This window comes from Roseibium sp. 10G30-5, from assembly GCF_055809635.1.
Window position 1 is genome coordinate 1,248,874 of record NZ_CM147918.1, and the last position, 18,270, is coordinate 1,267,143.

Here is an 18,270-nt window from a genome sequence, read left to right on the forward strand (position 1 = left end):
GACGCACAGCATGCAGACGTGATGATGCCCGGCATGCTGAAACTCGCACATCTTTCGGACCCGCATCTCGGGCCCCTGCCGGACCCAAAGCTTCTACAGCTTTTCTCCAAGCGTATTCTGGGCTATCTCAACTGGCGCCAGAACAGGTCCGGCAACATGTCTGGCACCCAGCTTGACAGGCTCCTGGACGATATCAAGGCACAAGATCCCGACCACATCGCGGTCACGGGAGATCTGGTCAATATTGCACTTCCTCTGGAAATCAACGGTGCTCGTGCCTGGCTTGAAGATGTTGGCGACAGCCACAAGGTCTCGCTCGTTCCTAGCAACCACGATGCCTATGTTCCCGGTGCGATCAAGCGTGCCCGAGCCGCATGGCGGCCGTATATGCTGGATGACGGCATCGACATCGAAAGCCTGACGCCACCGCAGCGTGGCGATGATGGCGTGACGTTTCCTTACGTCCGCCGACGTGGCAAGGTTGCGATCATTGGCGTGTCCACCGCCCGTGCCAGTGGCCCCTGGTTTGCCACAGGCCGTATTGGCAGCGAACAGACAAAGCGCCTGCGCGTCATTCTTGAAGATATGGGTAAGGAAGACCTGTTTCGGGTGATCCTGATCCATCACCCCCTTCAAGCACGCGACCAAGTGGCATAAGCGCCTATCGGATTCCTCACGGTTTCGCACCGCGGTCAAGCGAGCTGGCGCCGAGCTGGTACTGCACGGCCATACCCATATCGACAGCCTTGCCTATATCGATGGTCCGGACGCCCCGATCCCGGTGGTCGGCGTCCCATCCGCAACAAACGCGCCAGGAGGCAAAAAACCGGCGGCGCGTTACAATCTCTTCACCATCGACGAAACAGCCCAAGGCTGGACCTGTCGTCAGCAAGAGCGCGGCTTCACGGACAAGGAAAGCCCGGTCTCGCAAATTGGTGACCGGATGCTGAAAGTGCCGCGCTGACGGCAGCCAATCAACACGAAAAGCGCGACCTCAACAGAAGCCGCGCTAAGTATAAGTGTATGATCATAAATGGCGTTTTAGAGTACCGAATACTTTAGGATGTGGGGCCACCAAACCACGCATAAGCGATCAGAGCACCCACGCCCGCGGTCAGGCCAATCACGAAACTGAGCAAGATACTGACCCATAGCAGCGCCGGGCGACCGCGTGTCTGACCGGCGACCTGCGATGCATTTCTGCCAGATGCACTGGTGACCGGCCCCTGACGCAGGCGCGCATTGAGCCAGTCGCTTTCAAGCGCCTTTTCCCGCTCTAAAATACGTTCCGCAATATATTCGGTCACGCAATCTGCCATATCGTCAATTTCCGGTGTCTCCAGAATAACGGTACGCCCCAGACGCGTATCCTTCAAAAAACGATAAACCCGGCGGTCTCCACCCATCGTCACATGGCTGGTCACATCAATCCAGAGCCGCGGAGTAGCGCCGCCCGCAATCTGCAAACGGAACTGGTCATCATCTTCAGGGATCTCCTTGAAGATGTCTTGAAGCTCTTCTGACAGGAGCTCCAGCCGCGCCCTTTCCGTATCCTGCAGTTCGACGACAACGTCGGACCGCTCAACCTCACCCATCTGCACGCGGCGAATGGCATCGCGCAAAGAGCGCACGCGCGAATGGGAAACAACATTGTCCTGCGTTTGAGACATTAGCTGCCCGAACTCCATCGTGTTTTTTGCAAAGCGCCCATACCGAGACTCACCGGTAGAACCTTACCTGCCAGGATCAAGCCACGCAGGACGAACAACCGCTCATCCACTGGCATTCCGAGATCTATAGTTAACGGACTTTAAGGTATTTCTGCGACACTCGCTAGGAGGCAGGTAAGGTTGCTTGCTCACCAACAGTCAAATTGAAGAGACCAATGACAAGCGACGCATGAAGGCGTCCGAAGGTGTTTAGCATCCTCAGGCGATTTGCACGCCTTAGTCTCCCAAATAGGGGATGTGACGACCAGCAGACTTGGGCAGATAGCCATTGGCGCGCGGATCGTCCACAACTTCAACCCCGCGCTTGAAGGGTACGAAGCCACAAGAGCGGTAGAACCCAAGCGCCTGCGGGCTGTCGCCCGTACAGGTGTGCAGCGACACACGTTGCACATCAGGCCGCGCCCAGATCTCCTGCAAGCCACAGAACATCAGATATCGGCCAGCACCTTTGCCGATCATGGTAGGAGCCAGTCCGAAATAGGAAATTTCAACGTCACGGGCAGACGTGAAATCAATCTCAAGCAGGCCGGTACGACGCCCCTCGACAACAGTGGTGTAAATCTCGACAGTCTCGGCTTTCAGTCGTGCTTCCAGACTGGCGCGAGAAATCTTCAACCGCGTTGACCAAAGCCAGTCTTCGCCAACCTCCCGAAACAACGACAGAAATGTCTCAGAGTCTGGATCGCGCCAACGCTCGACGGTCACACCATCCGGCGCGCTCTTGTCCCATTCAGGCCGCGTCTTCATCTCCAGATGGGTCACGACATAGGCAACCTTATTGTCGGGAATATCGGCGTAATTCGTCGTAGTGACATCAATGACAGACATGAAAACTCCTGGAACCAGACCCTCCGATGCTTGTCTATTTTCACCAGCCGTCTGTCAATGCACTGCGCTCATGAAAGACAAGGCGAGGAAGAAGCGTTCACGCTCTCTTGAGGGCAGAATTTACCCTCCATTAACCATAATCAAACAGCATCAAGACATGAAAGCAGTCGGCAACAACCACGCGAAACGCAACGAGCGTCCTTCCATCAAGGATTTCAACGACGCGTGGTCAGCGAAACGGCGAAATGCAATTGAAGCCTCGCAAACGCGCCGGGCCAATCTCGCGTCTGCGGTGATGAATATCGGTGTCACAGTGGCCCAACAGCAGGCAGCCAACGCCGTGCGCGGCAATACGTCGTCGATGGCCTCTGCGCTTTCACGAGTCAATCTTCTGGTATGAAGACACTTGAGCAGGCAGCAGAGTGCTTTGTTCAAGTGCCCCTCCCACACCTTTAAATTACACTGATCCGATGGTCTTGAGCTTGATACGCGGGTGAACTTCCGCCTGGCTCATCACTGTCGTATGGGCTCTGAAGCGCTCAACGATGGAGCGAACGAAAGGCCGTGTCTGAGGACTTGTCAAAAGAACTGGGACCTCGCCCTTTTGCGCCGCAGCTTCAAAGGACTCTCGCACCTTAGAGACAAATTCCTGCAACTTGCTCGGCTGCATTGCCAGTTGCTTGTCATCGCCTTCCCCAACGATGGCTTCCAGGAACGCCTGCTCCCACTTCGGTGACAGGGCGATGAGCGGCAGATAGCCCCCCGGCGCCAGATTGGCGGCTCCGATCTGACGACCGATGCGACTGCGGACATGCTCGGCGATCATGTTGATATTGCGCGTTGCCCCCGCCACTTCCGAAATACCTTCCAGAATTGTTCCCAGGTCCCGCACCGAGACTCGCTCGGTCAACAGGGCCTGCAACACGCGCTGAACCCCGGATACAGTGATGTGCGACGGAATCAGATCATCGACCAGCTTGGCTTGCTCGCCCTTGAGTTCCTTAAGCAGCTTCTGCACATCGCCATAGGTCAGAAGCTCGCTGATGTTGCTCTTGATCGTCTCGGTCAGATGAGTCGACAGTACAGTAGACGGGTCGACCACGGTGTAACCGCGCAGGGAGGCTTCTTCTCGGTATTGCGCTTCCACCCAGGACGCCGGCAAACCGAACGTTGGCTCGGTCGTGGTGGTGCCCGGAATTTTCACTTCGCCGCCAGCCGGATCCATGACCATAAAATGGTTGGGATAAAGCAGCCCTTTGCCCGCCTCGACTTCCTTGACCTTGATGACATAGTCGTTGGAGCCAAGCTGGATATTATCAAGGATACGCACCGGCGGCATGATGACGCCCATATCGCCCGCGATCTGACGTCGAAGCGCCTTGATCTGCTCGGTCAACTGATCCGAGCCATTGCTTTCCTTGCCATTGATCAATGGCAACAGCGAATATCCAAGCTCGATGCGCAACTCGTCCATCTTCAGCGCTTCGGTCACCGGCGGTTCTGCCGGAGGCTTCGGCGCAGTTGCAATGGCCTTCTCTTGCACGGCAGCAGCAGCTTCTGCCTGCTTCGCAGAACTTGTGCGTACCGCCAGATACGCAGCGAGGCCAGCCAGCCCAAGGAATGGCACCATCGGCATACCCGGCAGAAGCGACAGGACCACCATCACCGTAGCCGACATGCCAAGTGCCTTGGGATAGCCGGTGAACTGCTTGGCCAAGGCTTTGTCGGCAGACCCTTGAACACCGGCCTTGGACACCAGAATACCGGCGGCAGTCGACACGATCAGCGCCGGGATCTGTGAGACAAGACCATCCCCGATCGTCAGAAGCGTGTAGTTGTTGGCAGCTTCCGAAAACGACAATCCCATCTGGGCAACGCCAATGAAGATGCCACCCAGAATGTTGATAAAGGTGATCAAAAGGCCGGCAATGGCGTCCCCGCGAACGAACTTTGACGCCCCATCCATGGCCCCGAAGAAAGCGCTTTCGTCTTCCAGCGTACGTCGCCGGGTACGCGCCTCGCCTTCGTCAATGAGACCCGCGGACAGGTCGGCATCAATGGCCATCTGCTTGCCAGGCATGGCATCAAGGGTAAAGCGGGCCGCGACTTCCGCGATACGCCCAGATCCCTTGGTGATAACGATGAAGTTCACGATCACCAGAATGGCGAAAACAATCACCCCGATGACAAAGTTGCCGCCCATAACCAGATGCCCAAACGTCTGAATGACGTTGCCGGCAGCCGCTGTGCCCTCATGACCGTGCGACAGGATCAGACGGGTAGACGAAATGTTCAGACCCAGCCGCAGCATGGTCGAAATCAGCAGAACAGTCGGGAAGGACGAGAATTCCAGTGGTTTCTGAATGAACAGGCCTGTCATCAAAACCAGAACGGAAAAGATGATCGACACTGCCAGGAACATGTCCAGCACCATGGCAGGCATCGGCAGGATCATCAGCGTCAGGATAACCAGGACGCCAAAAGCCAGACCCGTGTCACCACGCTTCAGATGCGAGACAAGGTCGTTGATGCTTGGAATATTGAAGGGCACGGCCGGTTTCACGGGACCAGAGGCGGACGCAGGCACGCCGCCCTCCGGAGCTTTCACCATGTTCCGATTGTTTCCTGCCGATGTGTCCGACATATCCAACCCCTAGCCGCATCTGCTGGACGGCAGGGCGGCACTATCGGTTTCTACTTAATACGTTAAAGAGCCGAACGGACTTCGCCCGGCCCCGGAACATCCAGACCTTCATCTGTATATTGATTCAGCTTGTTGCGGAGCGTGCGAATGGATATTCCCAAGATCTTTGCGGCATGGGTCCGATTGCCCAGGCAATGGTCCAGCGTATCGAGGATCAGATCGCGTTCGACATCAGCCACCGTGCGCCCGACAAAGTTGCGGGTGATGACTTCGGCAGCCTCTGCAGCCTGCTGGGCAGGACTGCGGCTCGACTGGATTGGACTGCCATCCGGCATGCGAATGGCTTCCACACCGATCTCGACACCCTGCGACAGCAAGATGGCACGGTGCATGGTATTTTCCAGTTCGCGCACGTTTCCCGGCCACGAATTGACCAGCAACGCCTCTCGCGCTTCCGCCGATAAGGGCCGCTTGGGAACACCGTTGGCTTCCGCATAGCGCTTGGCAAAAAACTGTGCCAGTTCAAGAATATCATCGCGGCGCTGGCGCAGCGGCGGAATCTTCAGGTTGACCACATTCAGGCGGAACAGCAGATCTTCGCGGAATTGACCGCTGCGCACACTTTCCGCCAGATCCCGGTTTGACGTTGCCAGAATGCGAATATCAACCGGCACCGGTTTTGTACCGCCCAGACGATCGATGACGCGCTCCTGAATGGCGCGCAATAGCTTGGCTTGCAGGCGCACGTCCATCTCGGAAATTTCATCGAGCAGCAATGTACCGCCGTCGGCTTCCTCAAACTTGCCGACACGACGGGCAACGGCGCCGGTAAACGCTCCCTTCTCATGGCCGAACAGTTCAGATTCCAGCAAATGCTCCGGGATCGCCGCGCAGTTGATCGAGATGAACGGCTTGTCCGCCCGGTTGGACGACCGGTGAACATGGCGGGCGATGACTTCCTTACCCGTCCCTGATTCACCGGTGATCAGAACCGATGCATCCGAAGGAGCCACCTGCTCGGCAAGCTGAACGACGGTCGCCATGGCCGGATCGCGGTAGATCAGGTCACCCCGCTCTTGCGCCACAGCCGCCAGAACAGCCGCAATCATCTCCGGATCAGGCGGCAGCGGAATGTATTCCTTGGCACCTGCACGAATGGCGATCACAGCAGCGCGCGCGTCTGCCTCAACACCGCAGGCGACGATAGGCACATGCACACGCTCGTTTTGAAGTTGCAAGACGAGACTGACGATGTCGAGATTGACGTCGATCATGAGCAGATCTGCACCGCGCCCCGATCGAAGCACCTTCATGGCGCCATCGACATCATCGGCACTGGCTGACGCGCGCGCCGCGTTGCATCGCAATCTGGCTCGCCGCCGTCAGCTGTCCCCCAAGTGTTCCAACGATCAATACTCTCATGACGGTCTTCCTGTCTCCTAGCGGTCCGTCTTGATGATTTCCGTCATCGTCACGCCGAGTTTGTCTTCAACCAGCACCACTTCACCGCGGGCCACGAGGCGGTCATTGACATAAATATCGATGGCCTCCCCCACTTTTCGGTCCAGTTCCAGAACCGTGCCGGACGACAGTTTCAGCAATTCCGAAACATGCATCCGCGAGTGTCCAAGTACCGCGGAAATCCGCACGGGAACATCAAAGACCGCTTCAAGATCGGCTGCAGATTGGGGCTCCTTGCCCGTATCCTGCTGTCCTGATCTGCTGGGCGCTTCCAGCTCATCGAGCGGAATGCCGGTGTCATTCGTATCACTCATTATTCAACGTCCCTAGCGCCTGAGGGGCCCTGCCTGCTGCTTTCTGCGTGTCTTTCACGCGGGCGGCGAGATAGGCTCGAATTTTCAAATCAATCTGCTTTTCCATGTCTTTGCGGTTGCGCAACAGACCACCGTCCGCCCATTCGATCTGGCAGTCGCCGCGCGCCACCTCATCTTCCCCCAACACCACCAGACGGCCTTCAAAGCCCTTTTCGTTTACCAGCGGGTCGAGTTTCTTTTTCAGCGGTTCGACATCTCCAACCGCCACGCGGATCACCAGATGCGGCGCCTGACGCAATGGGCCAAGACAGTCATTTACCAGCGCAACGACCTCGGCCAGAGGTTGCATCGCAATCAGATGCGCTGACAGCCGCCGCGCAATCATGAAAGCAAGCTCTGCAGCATCCTGATCACGAACGGCCGTGCCCCGGTCCAACTCGTCCAGAATGGCGCTGACCCGGCCCGCAAGATTAGACACTTCATCGGTTAGCGACTTTTCCTGGCTCGTTGCCGTTTCGCGCACGCCCTGCGCCCGTCCCTCTTCGAAGGCAGACTTCCGCGCGATCTCCAATGCTGCCTGATGCTCTGCCACCGTCATCATCGGGATCTGAGGCTCCAGGTCTTCGGCCACCGGCCGGGCCGAGGCGTCAGGTTCTGAGAAATCCGTATCGAAGAGAAACTTCGAAAGCGGTGTAATCTTCGCCATTAGTTAGAACTTTCAATCGTTCTGGTATCAGTAGATGATTTCGTCATCGCTCTTGGACTTGGAAATCATGATCTCGCCCTTGGCCGCGAGATCCTTGGCCGTGTTCACCATGCCGCTTTGCGCTTCATCAACATCGCTGAGCCGAACCGGCCCCAGCGCCTCCATGTCATCCAGAAGCAGCTTGGCAGCACGCGACGACATATTGCTGAAGAAGAACTCCCGCGCCGTATCGTTGGAGCCCTTGAGCGCAATGGCCAGACGGTCTTTCTCGACATTGCGCAAAAGCGTCTGACAACTGGCAGCATCCAGCTTCATCAAGTCATCGAAGGTGAACATCAACGTCTTGATCCGCTCTGCAGATTCCCGATTTTCCTCTTCCAGCGCCGCCATGAAGCGGGCCTCCGTCTGACGATCAAAGTTGTTGAAGATGTCTGCCATCATTTCATGGCTGTCCCGACGCGACGTGTTGGTCAGGTTGGACATGAACTCGACGCGCAAGGTCTGCTCGACCTTCTCCAGAACTTCCTTCTGCACCGCTTCCATGCGCAACATGCGGCTGACGACTTCCAGTGCCAGCTCTTCAGGAAGTATCCCCAGAACCCTTGCTGCATGATCCGAATTGATCTTCGACAAAACGACCGCCACGGTTTGCGGGTATTCGTTCTTGAGGTAATTCGCCAGAACGTTCTCCTGAACGTTGGAGAGCTTCTCCCACATATTACGACCAGCCGGCCCGCGAATTTCTTCCATGATCAGCGAGACACGGGAATCTGGCAGGAACGAGTGCAACAGCTTTTCTGTCGCATCCACGTTGCCGGTGATGGCCCCCTTGGAGGTCAACCGCTTGACGAAATCGACAAAAAGGTTTTCCAGCATCTTGGGAGTCACAGGCCCGAGCGAAGCCATGGCTGCCGAAATCTGTCGGACTTCCATCTCATCAAGGCGGTCCCAGATCGGCTTGCCGTGTTCTTCACCCAGGGCCAGCAGCATCACGGCAGCGCGCTCCGCACCACGCAGTTCACGCTCCTCATGTTGATTGCCGACCGTAAGCTGGTTCTGAAGTTTGTCAGCTGCCATTCTTACGCCGCAGCCTCATCCAGCCAGCCGCGGATGATATTCACCGCTTCGCCGGGTGTTTCTTCAATCATTTCACCAACCTTGGCAATTGAGTTGGCCTGAAGGGCACCTTTTTGACGAGCCTCTTCGATCCACTCAATCTGCATCTCTTTTTCCTTATCGGCCTCATCTGCCGGAATTTCCGTTTCGGCGACTAAGGCTCCCATCCGGGCCTATAACCAACTCCTGTGGCGACTTCTCTTCCGGCGTAACGATCCGCTTCAAAAGCGGGCGGACCACGAAGAGCAGCAGCAGGATCGAGATCAGGAGCAGAACACCCAGTTCAGCGAACCGCATGATGTCGTCACGTGTGAAATCGAGAAGGCCCGGCTTGTCGACCCCCAGATTGTCGGCGGTCGGCGGCGCTGCAAACCTCAGATTCACCACATCGACGACATCCCCGCGGGCTTTGTCGTAGCCGACAGCGGAGCGAACCAGCGTCTGAATGCGATCCAGCACGTCCTGCGGACGAGGCGTGTAGACGACTTCGCCGCTTGCATTCGGTGCATACGTCCCATCGACAAGAACGGCCACCGAAAGCCTGCTGATCTTGCCAGCCTCAACCACTTCGGTTTTGGTCGACTTGGAAATCTCGTAGTTGGTAACCTCTTCAGAGTTGCTCTTCTGCTCGCGGTCGCCCTGCTGCGGGTTGCCACCCTGATTGTTTGGCAATTCGTTGCCAACCGTCACCTGATCCTGACCATCGACGCTGTTGGAGCTTTGCTCCTTGGTCTGCGTCGAGCGCACGACCTGACCATCCGGATCATAGGTTTCCGTCGTCTGGGTCGAGTGATTGAAATCAACATCGGCCGCAACGCGAACCCGGGCCCGTCCCGGGCCGACAACACTGTTCAGGATCTCCTGAACCTGATTGCGCAAGCGATTTTCAATCGCAACCTGTCGTCCCTGAAGCGATGACGATACCATACCTTTCTGGTTTTCGTCAGTGCCAGAGGCCAACAGCTGTCCCGTTTCATCAACGATCGACACACGTGAGGGCGTCAGCCCTTCCACCGATGTCGCCACCAGATGCTGGATGGCCCGCACCTGATCATCGGACAACGAGCCACGAACATGCAACACAATCGACGCAGATGGCGTCTGTTGATCTTTCTGGAAGAGCTGCTTCTCCGGGATCACCAGATGCACCCGCGCCGACTTGATCCGGTCGAGCGAGGTGATGGTACGCGCAAGCTCGCCTTCAAGGGCGCGCAATTTGTTGATGTTCTGAACGAAGCTGGTCGCACCGAGGGTATCGCTGCGATCAAAGATCTCATAGCCGATGGAGCCACCGGTGGGCAGTCCGTCCTCCGCGAGTTGCATACGCAAGCGGGCAACGCGTTCGCGCGGCACCCGGATGGACGTTCCATCGTTGCTCAACTCGTAGGTCACGCCCATGGATTCGAGCTTGTCGACGATGGATCCGGAATCCTCCATCGAAAGATCGGAATAAAGCTGCGTCATCTGCGGAGCCGTCACCCGCATGATGATGAAGGCGAAGACCCCGATGAGGATAGCCGCAACAGCCCCCATCGCTGCGATGCGCGCCGGCCCTAGGGTTTTTACAAATTCGATCAGCCCGTTCACAGATGACACCCGCGTTCGTTTTTCAAAGGACGCCAGGAGGCGGAACCTTCCAAACATCAATGCGTTAGATACTAGGCAAGTTTTGCCGCTCAAATGGTTAACAAGAAGTTAACAAGCGACCCCAGAGACACATAAACGTCGGTTTTTTGCCATTTTTACTTAGGCAAAATGCAATGCAATCAGTGGAAAATGCGCAAGGGCTGTTCATAAACAGGAAACCTTTTGCCGATCAGCGTGTCAAGCACGCTGACAATCCAGACACATGAAGGGGCATGCAGCCTTCTTCAGAAAGTCTGAGGCATCACAGGAAGTGTTCAGAACACAACTCAGTTGCCCGCCGAAGCAAGGTTAACATTTTGTTAAATAAATGATTTTGGAAATCCGGGCATGAAAAAGGCGGCCTTGCAGCCGCCTTCCTCGAAGCCTTGAGAATCACGCAGGCCAGCGAATCTCTTCACATCGACCTGCGCATTCCGAAAGTCAGCCGTCAAACATAGACGGCTGATGCGTGCATTCCTGCCACGGCATAGCCAACACTGACTCTTGCAAGACCAAGGCCGCCGCGCTTTAAAGACCGGCACCCTGAGACTAGTTTCGATACTGCTGTATTCGCGTGGCACGAAGCCCCGCTAGGCCGTGTTTCTCAATGGAACTTTGCCACGAGAGAAACTCTTCGACCGTCAGCGTATATCTCTGACAAGCCTCTTCCAGAGACAGCAAGCCACCACGGACAGCTGCAACCACTTCTGCTTTTCGGCGTATGACCCATCTCTTTGTCGATGTTGGCGGAAGATCCGCAATCGTCAAAGGACTGCCATCTGGACCGATCACATATTTTACACGCGAACGAATTTGTTCGGTCATTGTACTCTCACACTAACCATGACCTAGGTTGAGTTTGAGACTACGTCGTCCGGTTTAAAATTTACCTAAACTGCCATACAGCCTTTATTAACTATAACGAAGACCACTCAATCAAATCAATTGGCTAATACTGGGTGAACAAGTCGAGCACAGTTAAGGAACGAGGCATGTTTTCTTAACCATAGCTGCCCTCTTTCGCATTCTGCGAGGCATATGATGGCCACAGCCCCACAAGATTGCCGCTCAAAAGCAACAAAGGCGCCGCCTTTTTCGCAGGCGACGCCAAAAAATCTGCTTATTTTCAATATTTAGGGCGACTTCGGGGCAAATCAGGTCGAACTTGGGACAGAAACCGTGTTCACATTCTCGACCGGAACCCGCAGATCTCCGATTTTCAGGATCGCCGTATCACCAGACAGGTCAAGGCCGTCGACCTCTCCTTCAATGGCCGTCGAGACCACCTGACGCTTTCCGTCTTCATCCTGAACGTTGAAAGACACCGTATAGACCCCGTCAGACGCCGTGCCGCCATTGTCGGTCTCACCATCCCAGGTATAGGTACCCGAGCCCTTGGCAAGCGTCACATCGCCCGAATAGATCAGGGACCCGGCAGAGTTACGCACCTCGACAGTGCCACTCGACGCCGCCCCGACGTTGTACGGCCAGGTCGCAGTGCCTTCCTTCAGGGAGGCCACATCCCCATCCGCCGTGATCCGCGTCCCCAGATAGCCGACATAATTCGACGACTGGCTCTTCTCGACCGCGCTCACCAGCTCCTGGAGGTACTGGTTTGACTGGATTGACTGCTCAACCGAGGAATATTGCACCAGCTGGCTGGTGTAGTCCTGCGAATTCATCGGATCGAGCGGATCCTGATTTTGCAATTGAGCCGTCAACATCGTCAGGAACAGGTCATAGTTGGCCATCAGGCCACTCGTCGCGGCCGATGCTGACGCTGTATTGGACGAGACCGAACTTACATCACTCATAACAAGCACTCCTTGTCGTTACGGCATCCCCGATGGCTGAGTCCCCACTCAGATTCTAAGATCAAGCCCCGATGCACCCCCGCCAGCGAGCTGATACTCGGCCACAGAACCAGCGACATCCTCATCTACACCACTGGTGGCGTCCACAGACGACAGAGAGCCAGACCCGTTGCCATACTGCCCATCCTGTTGCTGCTGAAAGGCAGATGAGCCCTGCTGGCCGCTCTGGTCACCCAGAGAGAATTGCAAGTTGCTGCCGTCAGCATTCAGTCCGGCATTGGTCAACGCCTTTTCAAGTCCGCGCTGATCGCGCATGAACATGTCCAGTGTTTCCGGACGATCAACGATCAAATGCGCCTGAACCTTACCGTCCGACGAAACTTTCATATGCACGTCAACGCGGCCAAGCTCTGGCGGGTCAAAGCGCATCTTGAACTGCGTGTTGCCCTGATCGAAATTCTTGACCATGGCGCCAGCCACCTGTGCTGCCACCTGTGCGCTCTGTGCTTGCGGCGGCATACTCTGGACATCGGCCCGCGCCGTCTGGGTGGCATAGGCTTGAGTCGAGGCTCTTGCGTCGCCGAGCAAGCCAAGATCCGACAGGGTCTTGTCATCACCCTTCCTAGCCCCACCGGCGGCGGCTGCGCTGCCAATGGCAGCGGCAAATCCTGCGTCATCCGACTTGGCCGTTCCACTGCCAGCCTCAGCGGCATTGGCAGCATTTGTGTTGACCGCAAGCGCTGCCGCGGTCGGGGCCAACGGCACTTGCGCACTACTGTTCCCTGTAGCAACGGCTGCTGCACCAGCATCACTTGCTGTCGCCTGCGAGGCCGCAGTCGCGGTTGCCGCCGTTGTCGTCGCCGCCATCTGCCCCAAAATGGACGATGGGTCCGACGCGGCAGCAGCCCCCTGCGCCCCCGACGACGCCTGAGCGCCCGTTGCAACATTGGCAGATGCCTGCGCTGCGACATTTGCTGTATTTTGCTGCGGCTCATTGGCAGCCTGTGCCGCCTGCGCGCCAGCCGTGGCATTGGCAACCGCAGCAGATGCTGCCGTAGCGCTACCAGTGGCAGGAGCCTGAGCAGGCGCTGACGTCTGAGCCGTTGTGGCAACATTTGCGACTTGAGCCGCTTCAGCCGAAGACAGTTTTCCCGACACCGTCTTGAGGCCAGCCGCGTTCGCCTGATCAGCTGACAACAAGCTCGCCAGCGTCTGAGCTGCTGCCTGTGCTTGTTGCGTCTGCGAAGGCAGAGCCCCAGCTGCGGCCTGCAGTTGCGCGGCCTGTGCCTGACTGGCTTGCTGTGCCGCCTGCGCCGATGGCGTCGCACCTGTCGATACGACTTGTGCCGCCACCGCCTGATTTGCAGCCTTCGCCAACGCGACGTCCGGCAGCTCGGTTTTCCAACGGCGCACCGCAGGCGCGTCGCCTTGGGTCACAGCATTAGATTCATCAGCTTTTGACGTTCCTGCCGACATGTTTGCTGCGGTCGCCCCAACATTCGCAGGGGCCTGCAGGGCCGCATCCTGTGCCGTAGTCGCTGCTGTTGCAGCCAAACCTGCGGGCACCGCAGCCGGGGTTGACGTATCCGGTGTCCCATCTGAATTGGCCACCAGCGCGGCCGCGATCGCCGCTGCGTCATCACCGGAGGCCACTGCCTGTCCATTGGCCAGGACTTGCGCGGAAGACATTCCGTCTTGCAATGCAGAACCAGTCTGCGCCCCGGTTAAAGCAGGTTGACCCGGCAGTTGCGCACTCAGCGTTCCAGACGTCTTGGCACCACCCGCAGCCGTGCTGGAGACACCCGCCCCAAAAGACGCCGCCAGCTGGCCGCCAACAGAAGCACCCGTACCCGCAGCAGCCTGCGTGGCCCCATTTGCGCCAGAGGCCTGCTTCGCCGCCCCAACATCAGCACCGGACTGTGCCGAACCTCTAGCCGCCGTCTGTCCCGCGCTTGCCTGCCCAGCCCCACCGAGCCCTGGAGTGACAGAAGCACCCGCAGCGGCGGTCGCAGCATTGGCAGCAACAACATCGGCGGTGGTCTGCGCGCTTGCAACCCCTTGAACAGCGGCAGGACTATAAGCGACTTGCACCGCAAGGGTGGACGAAAGCGCGTCAAGAGCATCCGCTGACTGCCCGCCGGCCTGCGCAACATCTGTCGCGCCAGTGCCAGTGCTTGTGTCTGCATCAGTACCTTGTTGCGCCGTAGCATCTGCATCAGCAAGAGCCGTCGCATCATCTGACGTCTCGTTCTTGGCCGAAGACTGCCCTTCTGATTTGCCAGAAGAAGACTTTGTCGAGCCGTTCGCGGCCCCCTGTCCAGTCGCAGCGGAAGCGGTCTTTTTGCCATCCACAGCACTGGCTGACGCGGGAACTTGCGATTTTGCATCATCCGCCTTCGTTGAGGCGGCCGTTCCAGCCCCAACCATCCTCGTACCGGAGGATGCCCCGTCTGTGGTTTTTGCCTGACGATCAGACGCATCAGCGCTCAGGAATTGGCCGAACGCATTTCCGCGCTCGCCTGTATCAGATGCGGCACCAGCAGACCGGGAGGAGCCACCAGACACACTTCCCTTTGCAACAGCTTCCACAATCGGACCAACCGGCAACACATTTGATCCCATTTCACACATCCTCTTCAGGGCACAATCACTCACGCACTTGAATGCAAACAGCAAGCCAACTCTGGAAATTAAATAATCTATTATTTTCAATAAGTTGAAGAATTGTCATTTCTACAGATGTCTTGTTTGCATCAGCAGGTTTTGCCGCACCGGCAAAGCTTGCCGACCCGAACGCAGACGATTGGCAGACCTTGCCGATTTCTGTATAGTGCCCTTCAAAGAGCAAGATTTCCGCACGTAACAACGCTTGCAGGACCAGCAAGCGCTATGAGAACCCTACCGTGCGCTGACCTTAGCACCCTATATGAGGGCCACAGTTGAAGCGCAGGTTTGCCCGCCCCGAATGGCAGGCAGTCTCACATGCGACGGACAGACCCATTCGATCTAGGTGCAGTCGATGAAAAACAGTTTGGATCTCCCGGGACGCCCGGAAGACACCCGTGTCGTGGTTGCGATGTCCGGGGGCGTCGACAGCTCGGTCGTCGCCGCGCTGATGAAAGCGCAAGGCTATGATGTCGTCGGGGTGACCCTGCAATTGTATGATCATGGCGCCGCCGTCAGCCGGGCCAAATCCTGTTGCGCCGGTCAGGATATTCACGACGCCAGACGGGCAGCCGAGAAAATCGGCATTCCACATTATGTGCTGGATTACGAAAGCCGCTTCAAGGAAGCGGTCATGGATCGCTTTGCCGACAGTTATATTGCCGGCGAAACACCCGTACCCTGCGTGTCCTGCAACCAGACAGTCAAATTTCAGGATCTTTTGAAGACCGCTCGCGATCTGGGCGCCGACGCCCTTGCCACGGGTCATTATGTGCGTTCAGAACTTGAGGGCAACAAGCGCATCATGCGGCGCCCGTCAGACCTTGATCGTGACCAGAGCTACTTCCTGTTTGCCACCACACAGGATCAGCTCAATTTCATCCGCTTTCCGCTGGGCGGCATGCCCAAATCGAAAGTCCGCGAACTGGCGCATGAGTTTGGCCTGTCCGTAGCCGACAAGCCGGACAGCCAGGACATCTGCTTTGTCCCTGATGGTGATTATGCGGCCGTCATTCGCAAACTGCGCCCCCATGCAGCCGAACCCGGCGAGATCGTTCATATCGACGGGCGCGTTCTGGGCACACACGAGGGCATTATTCATTACACCATCGGGCAGCGGCGTGGCCTTGGCGTGGCAACGGGCGACCCGCTCTATGTTGTCAAGCTGGACGCCACCAGCCGCCGGGTTCTGGTTGGCCCGCGCGAGGCGCTGGCCACTCGCACGGTTGTTCTGCGTGAAGTCAACTGGATTGGCGACATGCCGCTGGACGACGGGTCGGAGATCGACATTTTCGCCAAGGTGCGCTCCACACGCCCGCCAGCCCCTGCCAAGCTGCGCATGGATCAGGGCGTCGCGCGCGTGGATCTGATGAGTGGTGAAACCGGCGTCGCACCAGTGCCAGGCCTGTGTGTTTTTCGAGAACGACAGCGAGACTGCCCGCGTAATGGGTGGCGGCTGGATTGACCGTGCGGAAAATCAGGGTGTCTGGGCAACAGATGTGCTCGCGACACCTGCCGCCGCGATAAAGGAAAATGTAACAGCATGAAGCGTATCGAGACCCTGCCCGACCGCCTGCGCAACCTTGCTCTTCAGCTCAAGGCGCGGCTGGCGCGCACGACCGGCAAGGTCTCGAAGCTCGACGAAATGGCCGTCAAGGCCGCCTATGCGCGCTGGGCCCCTTACTATGATCTGGTTTTCGGCCTGCCGTTCTATTGGGGGCGGCGCGCAGCCGTTCGCCACATCAATGCGCTCCCCGACGCCAACCATGTGCTGGAAGCCGGCATTGGCACCGGCATGTCACTGAAGCGCTATCGCAAGGATCTGCGCATCACCGGTATCGACCTTTCAAGCGAAATGCTGCAACGGGCAGCCGCCCGAGCCAGGAAGCTCGATAATGTCGACACACCTGTGTCGATGGATGCCAGTCACCTCGCCTTTCCCGACGCTCATTTTGATGTGGTGGTGGCCATGTATTTCATCACCGTGGTGCCGGACCCCGCGCAGGTGATGCGCGAACTGGCCCGCGTCACCAAACCGGGCGGGCGCGTCATTCTCGTCAACCATTTTTCAGCCGCGAGCGGCTTGCGCGCCAGCGTCGAACGGCTGATGGAACGCTTCGCCGACAAACTGGGCTGGAACCCGGACTTTCCCAAATCCCGCATCGTCAACCGCACGCGCCTGACCCTGACCCACGATGAACCCGTGCCGCCCTTCGGCTTGTTCACACTGTTGAGCTTCCAGAAGCTCGCCGAGCCAGACAGCTCTTCCAGCTAGATCAAGCAAGCACGGAGCACGGAGCACGGAGCACGGAGCACGGAGCACGGAGCACGGAGCACGGAGCACGGAGCACGGAGCACGGAGCACGGAGCACGGAAGGTACCTGCGCAAAGGGCCCATTCACAAGCCTATCCACAGCCGCCTGCGCCGGTTTGAAAGTCTTTTCACAGCTTCGCATTTTTCCATGCCGGGGCCGCTTGACAGAGACGCCCCGCCGTTACTATAAGCTGCCCACGCTTCACAATTTCAGAAGCGCTTGGCGGAGTAGCTCAGCCGGTTAGAGCAGCGGAATCATAATCCGCGTGTCGGGGGTTCGAGTCCCTCCTCCGCTACCAAATCTCATTGATTTTATTGATGAATTTTCAGTATAAGAAATTCTACCCACAATCTACCCCATGCGGAGCGAGGTTCAGGCGGGCACAAGATTGGCGATGCGCGCGGCGGGCCAGTTGTAGCCGGACGTGCTGAACGCGCGACGCGACGATACCTCTATCAACAGGTCTTCGGCCCCGTACGGCCCCTCTAGGCTAAGCTCCTTGAAGCGTTTGGAATACTTCCAGAACCCGCCGCCGTAGTTTTCTTCGCCGCCTTCTGAATACCACGTTGTTTCTTCGACGTAAGATTGGTGCCCTGCGAGACGACCTAGCCAAAACGCCTTGTCTTTGGGGTCGTACATCCACATACCGTTCTTGCCGTTGAAACCGTGAACCCACCGTTCAAAGGTGCGAGGCGAGTAACGCTCGACAAACCAGCCGTCGTGTCGTGGCGCGCCTTCATCCCAAACGTTCGATTTGAGGAAGGGTATCCAGATTTGAGCAATGCCCACACGCGCATACGACAAAGCGCGCTGCTCGATTTCGTCTAGACCTATCGGCGTGTGTTGCAGTTCGAACGCGATTTGAAGCCACTTCGGCGACCACGCCATAACATCGGCGCGGCGGTCGCCCGGCAAGGTGTTGACGATAAATTCAACTTCCGCCCGTAGCCTGCGCACCTTTAGCGCGTTCGACACGAGAATCTTTGCTTCCATATGGGCGCGTGTTTCGCCTGTCGCCCATGTGCAGTCTGTCGGCGGCTTGTGCGCGAAGT

General features: G+C 57.5%; 15 protein-coding genes, 1 tRNA gene and 3 pseudogenes. 5 read left to right on the forward strand and 14 right to left on the reverse strand.

Features of this window, described 5'->3' with window-relative positions:
• The first annotated feature begins 33 nt into the window (after positions 1-33).
• Positions 34-964, forward strand: a pseudogene (locus tag AC0L7U_RS06365) (metallophosphoesterase family protein).
• Between the two features lie 94 nt (positions 965-1,058).
• Here the strand turns inward: AC0L7U_RS06365 and AC0L7U_RS06370 are convergent.
• Positions 1,059-1,670 carry a hypothetical protein gene (locus tag AC0L7U_RS06370; RefSeq protein ID WP_473694675.1) on the reverse strand — a complete coding sequence of 204 codons (612 nt, stop codon included), beginning with the start codon at positions 1,668-1,670 and terminating at the stop codon, positions 1,059-1,061.
• A gap of 276 nt (positions 1,671-1,946) precedes the next feature.
• Positions 1,947-2,558, reverse strand: a complete 612-nt coding sequence (locus AC0L7U_RS06375) for a GNAT family N-acetyltransferase (protein ID WP_473694677.1) — start codon at positions 2,556-2,558, stop codon at positions 1,947-1,949.
• A 70-nt stretch (positions 2,559-2,628) separates the two neighbouring features.
• On the opposite strand from AC0L7U_RS06375, the gene AC0L7U_RS06380 reads away from it, so the two are divergent.
• Positions 2,629-2,958 carry a hypothetical protein gene (locus AC0L7U_RS06380; protein WP_473694679.1) on the forward strand — a complete coding sequence of 110 codons (330 nt, stop codon included), beginning with the start codon at positions 2,629-2,631 and terminating at the stop codon, positions 2,956-2,958.
• Positions 2,959-3,015: 57 nt separating this feature from the next.
• On the opposite strand, the gene flhA is transcribed toward AC0L7U_RS06380, so the two are convergent.
• From flhA to AC0L7U_RS06435, 11 genes and pseudogenes are all read right to left on the reverse strand, one after another.
• The gene (flhA, locus tag AC0L7U_RS06385; RefSeq protein WP_473694681.1) at positions 3,016-5,169 is read right to left on the reverse strand and encodes a flagellar biosynthesis protein FlhA; all 2,154 of its coding nucleotides are present in this window, start codon (positions 5,167-5,169) and stop codon (positions 3,016-3,018) included.
• 95 nt (positions 5,170-5,264) lie between these two features.
• A pseudogene (gene flbD / locus AC0L7U_RS06390) lies at positions 5,265-6,624 on the reverse strand (sigma-54-dependent transcriptional regulator FlbD).
• 17 nt (positions 6,625-6,641) lie between these two features.
• A complete protein-coding gene (fliN, locus tag AC0L7U_RS06395) occupies positions 6,642-6,977 on the reverse strand; it encodes a flagellar motor switch protein FliN (RefSeq protein WP_473694682.1) in 336 nt (111 codons plus the stop codon).
• Positions 6,970-7,683 carry a FliH/SctL family protein gene (locus tag AC0L7U_RS06400; protein ID WP_473694684.1) on the reverse strand — a complete coding sequence of 238 codons (714 nt, stop codon included), beginning with the start codon at positions 7,681-7,683 and terminating at the stop codon, positions 6,970-6,972. Before AC0L7U_RS06400 ends, fliN begins: the two co-directional genes overlap by 8 nt.
• 27 nt (positions 7,684-7,710) lie before the next feature.
• Complete coding sequence (gene fliG / locus AC0L7U_RS06405) at positions 7,711-8,760, reverse strand: flagellar motor switch protein FliG (RefSeq protein WP_473694685.1); 1,050 nt, start codon at positions 8,758-8,760, stop codon at positions 7,711-7,713.
• Between the two features lie 2 nt (positions 8,761-8,762).
• Positions 8,763-8,906 (reverse strand): hypothetical protein, encoded by a 144-nt coding sequence (locus AC0L7U_RS06410; RefSeq protein WP_473694687.1) that lies wholly within the window; start codon positions 8,904-8,906, stop codon positions 8,763-8,765.
• 19 nt (positions 8,907-8,925) lie between these two features.
• Positions 8,926-10,395 (reverse strand): flagellar basal-body MS-ring/collar protein FliF, encoded by a 1,470-nt coding sequence (gene fliF / locus AC0L7U_RS06415; RefSeq protein ID WP_473694689.1) that lies wholly within the window; start codon positions 10,393-10,395, stop codon positions 8,926-8,928.
• A gap of 579 nt (positions 10,396-10,974) precedes the next feature.
• The gene (sciP, locus tag AC0L7U_RS06420) at positions 10,975-11,250 is read right to left on the reverse strand and encodes a CtrA inhibitor SciP (protein WP_008194991.1); all 276 of its coding nucleotides are present in this window, start codon (positions 11,248-11,250) and stop codon (positions 10,975-10,977) included.
• Positions 11,251-11,579: 329 nt separating this feature from the next.
• Complete coding sequence (locus AC0L7U_RS06425; protein ID WP_473694692.1) at positions 11,580-12,239, reverse strand: flagellar hook assembly protein FlgD; 660 nt, start codon at positions 12,237-12,239, stop codon at positions 11,580-11,582.
• 48 nt (positions 12,240-12,287) lie between these two features.
• A complete protein-coding gene (fliK, locus tag AC0L7U_RS06430) occupies positions 12,288-14,861 on the reverse strand; it encodes a flagellar hook-length control protein FliK (protein ID WP_473694694.1) in 2,574 nt (857 codons plus the stop codon).
• Between the two features lie 25 nt (positions 14,862-14,886).
• Positions 14,887-15,123 (reverse strand): hypothetical protein, encoded by a 237-nt coding sequence (locus AC0L7U_RS06435; protein WP_473694696.1) that lies wholly within the window; start codon positions 15,121-15,123, stop codon positions 14,887-14,889.
• A gap of 135 nt (positions 15,124-15,258) precedes the next feature.
• Here AC0L7U_RS06435 and mnmA point away from each other — a divergent pair.
• The 3 genes and pseudogenes from mnmA to AC0L7U_RS06450 all read left to right on the forward strand — a co-directional run bounded on the left by mnmA (position 15,259) and on the right by AC0L7U_RS06450 (position 17,516).
• Positions 15,259-16,450, forward strand: a pseudogene (gene mnmA / locus AC0L7U_RS06440) (tRNA 2-thiouridine(34) synthase MnmA).
• Entirely contained in the window at positions 16,447-17,178 is a 732-nt protein-coding gene (locus AC0L7U_RS06445; protein WP_473694697.1) for a class I SAM-dependent methyltransferase, read from the forward strand. Before mnmA ends, AC0L7U_RS06445 begins: the two are co-directional and overlap by 4 nt.
• Before the next feature lie 261 nt (positions 17,179-17,439).
• Positions 17,440-17,516, forward strand: a tRNA-Met gene (locus AC0L7U_RS06450).
• A 74-nt stretch (positions 17,517-17,590) separates the two neighbouring features.
• Here the strand turns inward: AC0L7U_RS06450 and AC0L7U_RS06455 are convergent.
• On the reverse strand, positions 17,591-18,211 hold the full coding sequence (locus AC0L7U_RS06455; protein WP_473695691.1) for a competence protein CoiA family protein: 621 nt from the start codon (positions 18,209-18,211) through the stop codon (positions 17,591-17,593).
• Positions 18,212-18,270 lie beyond the last annotated feature (59 nt).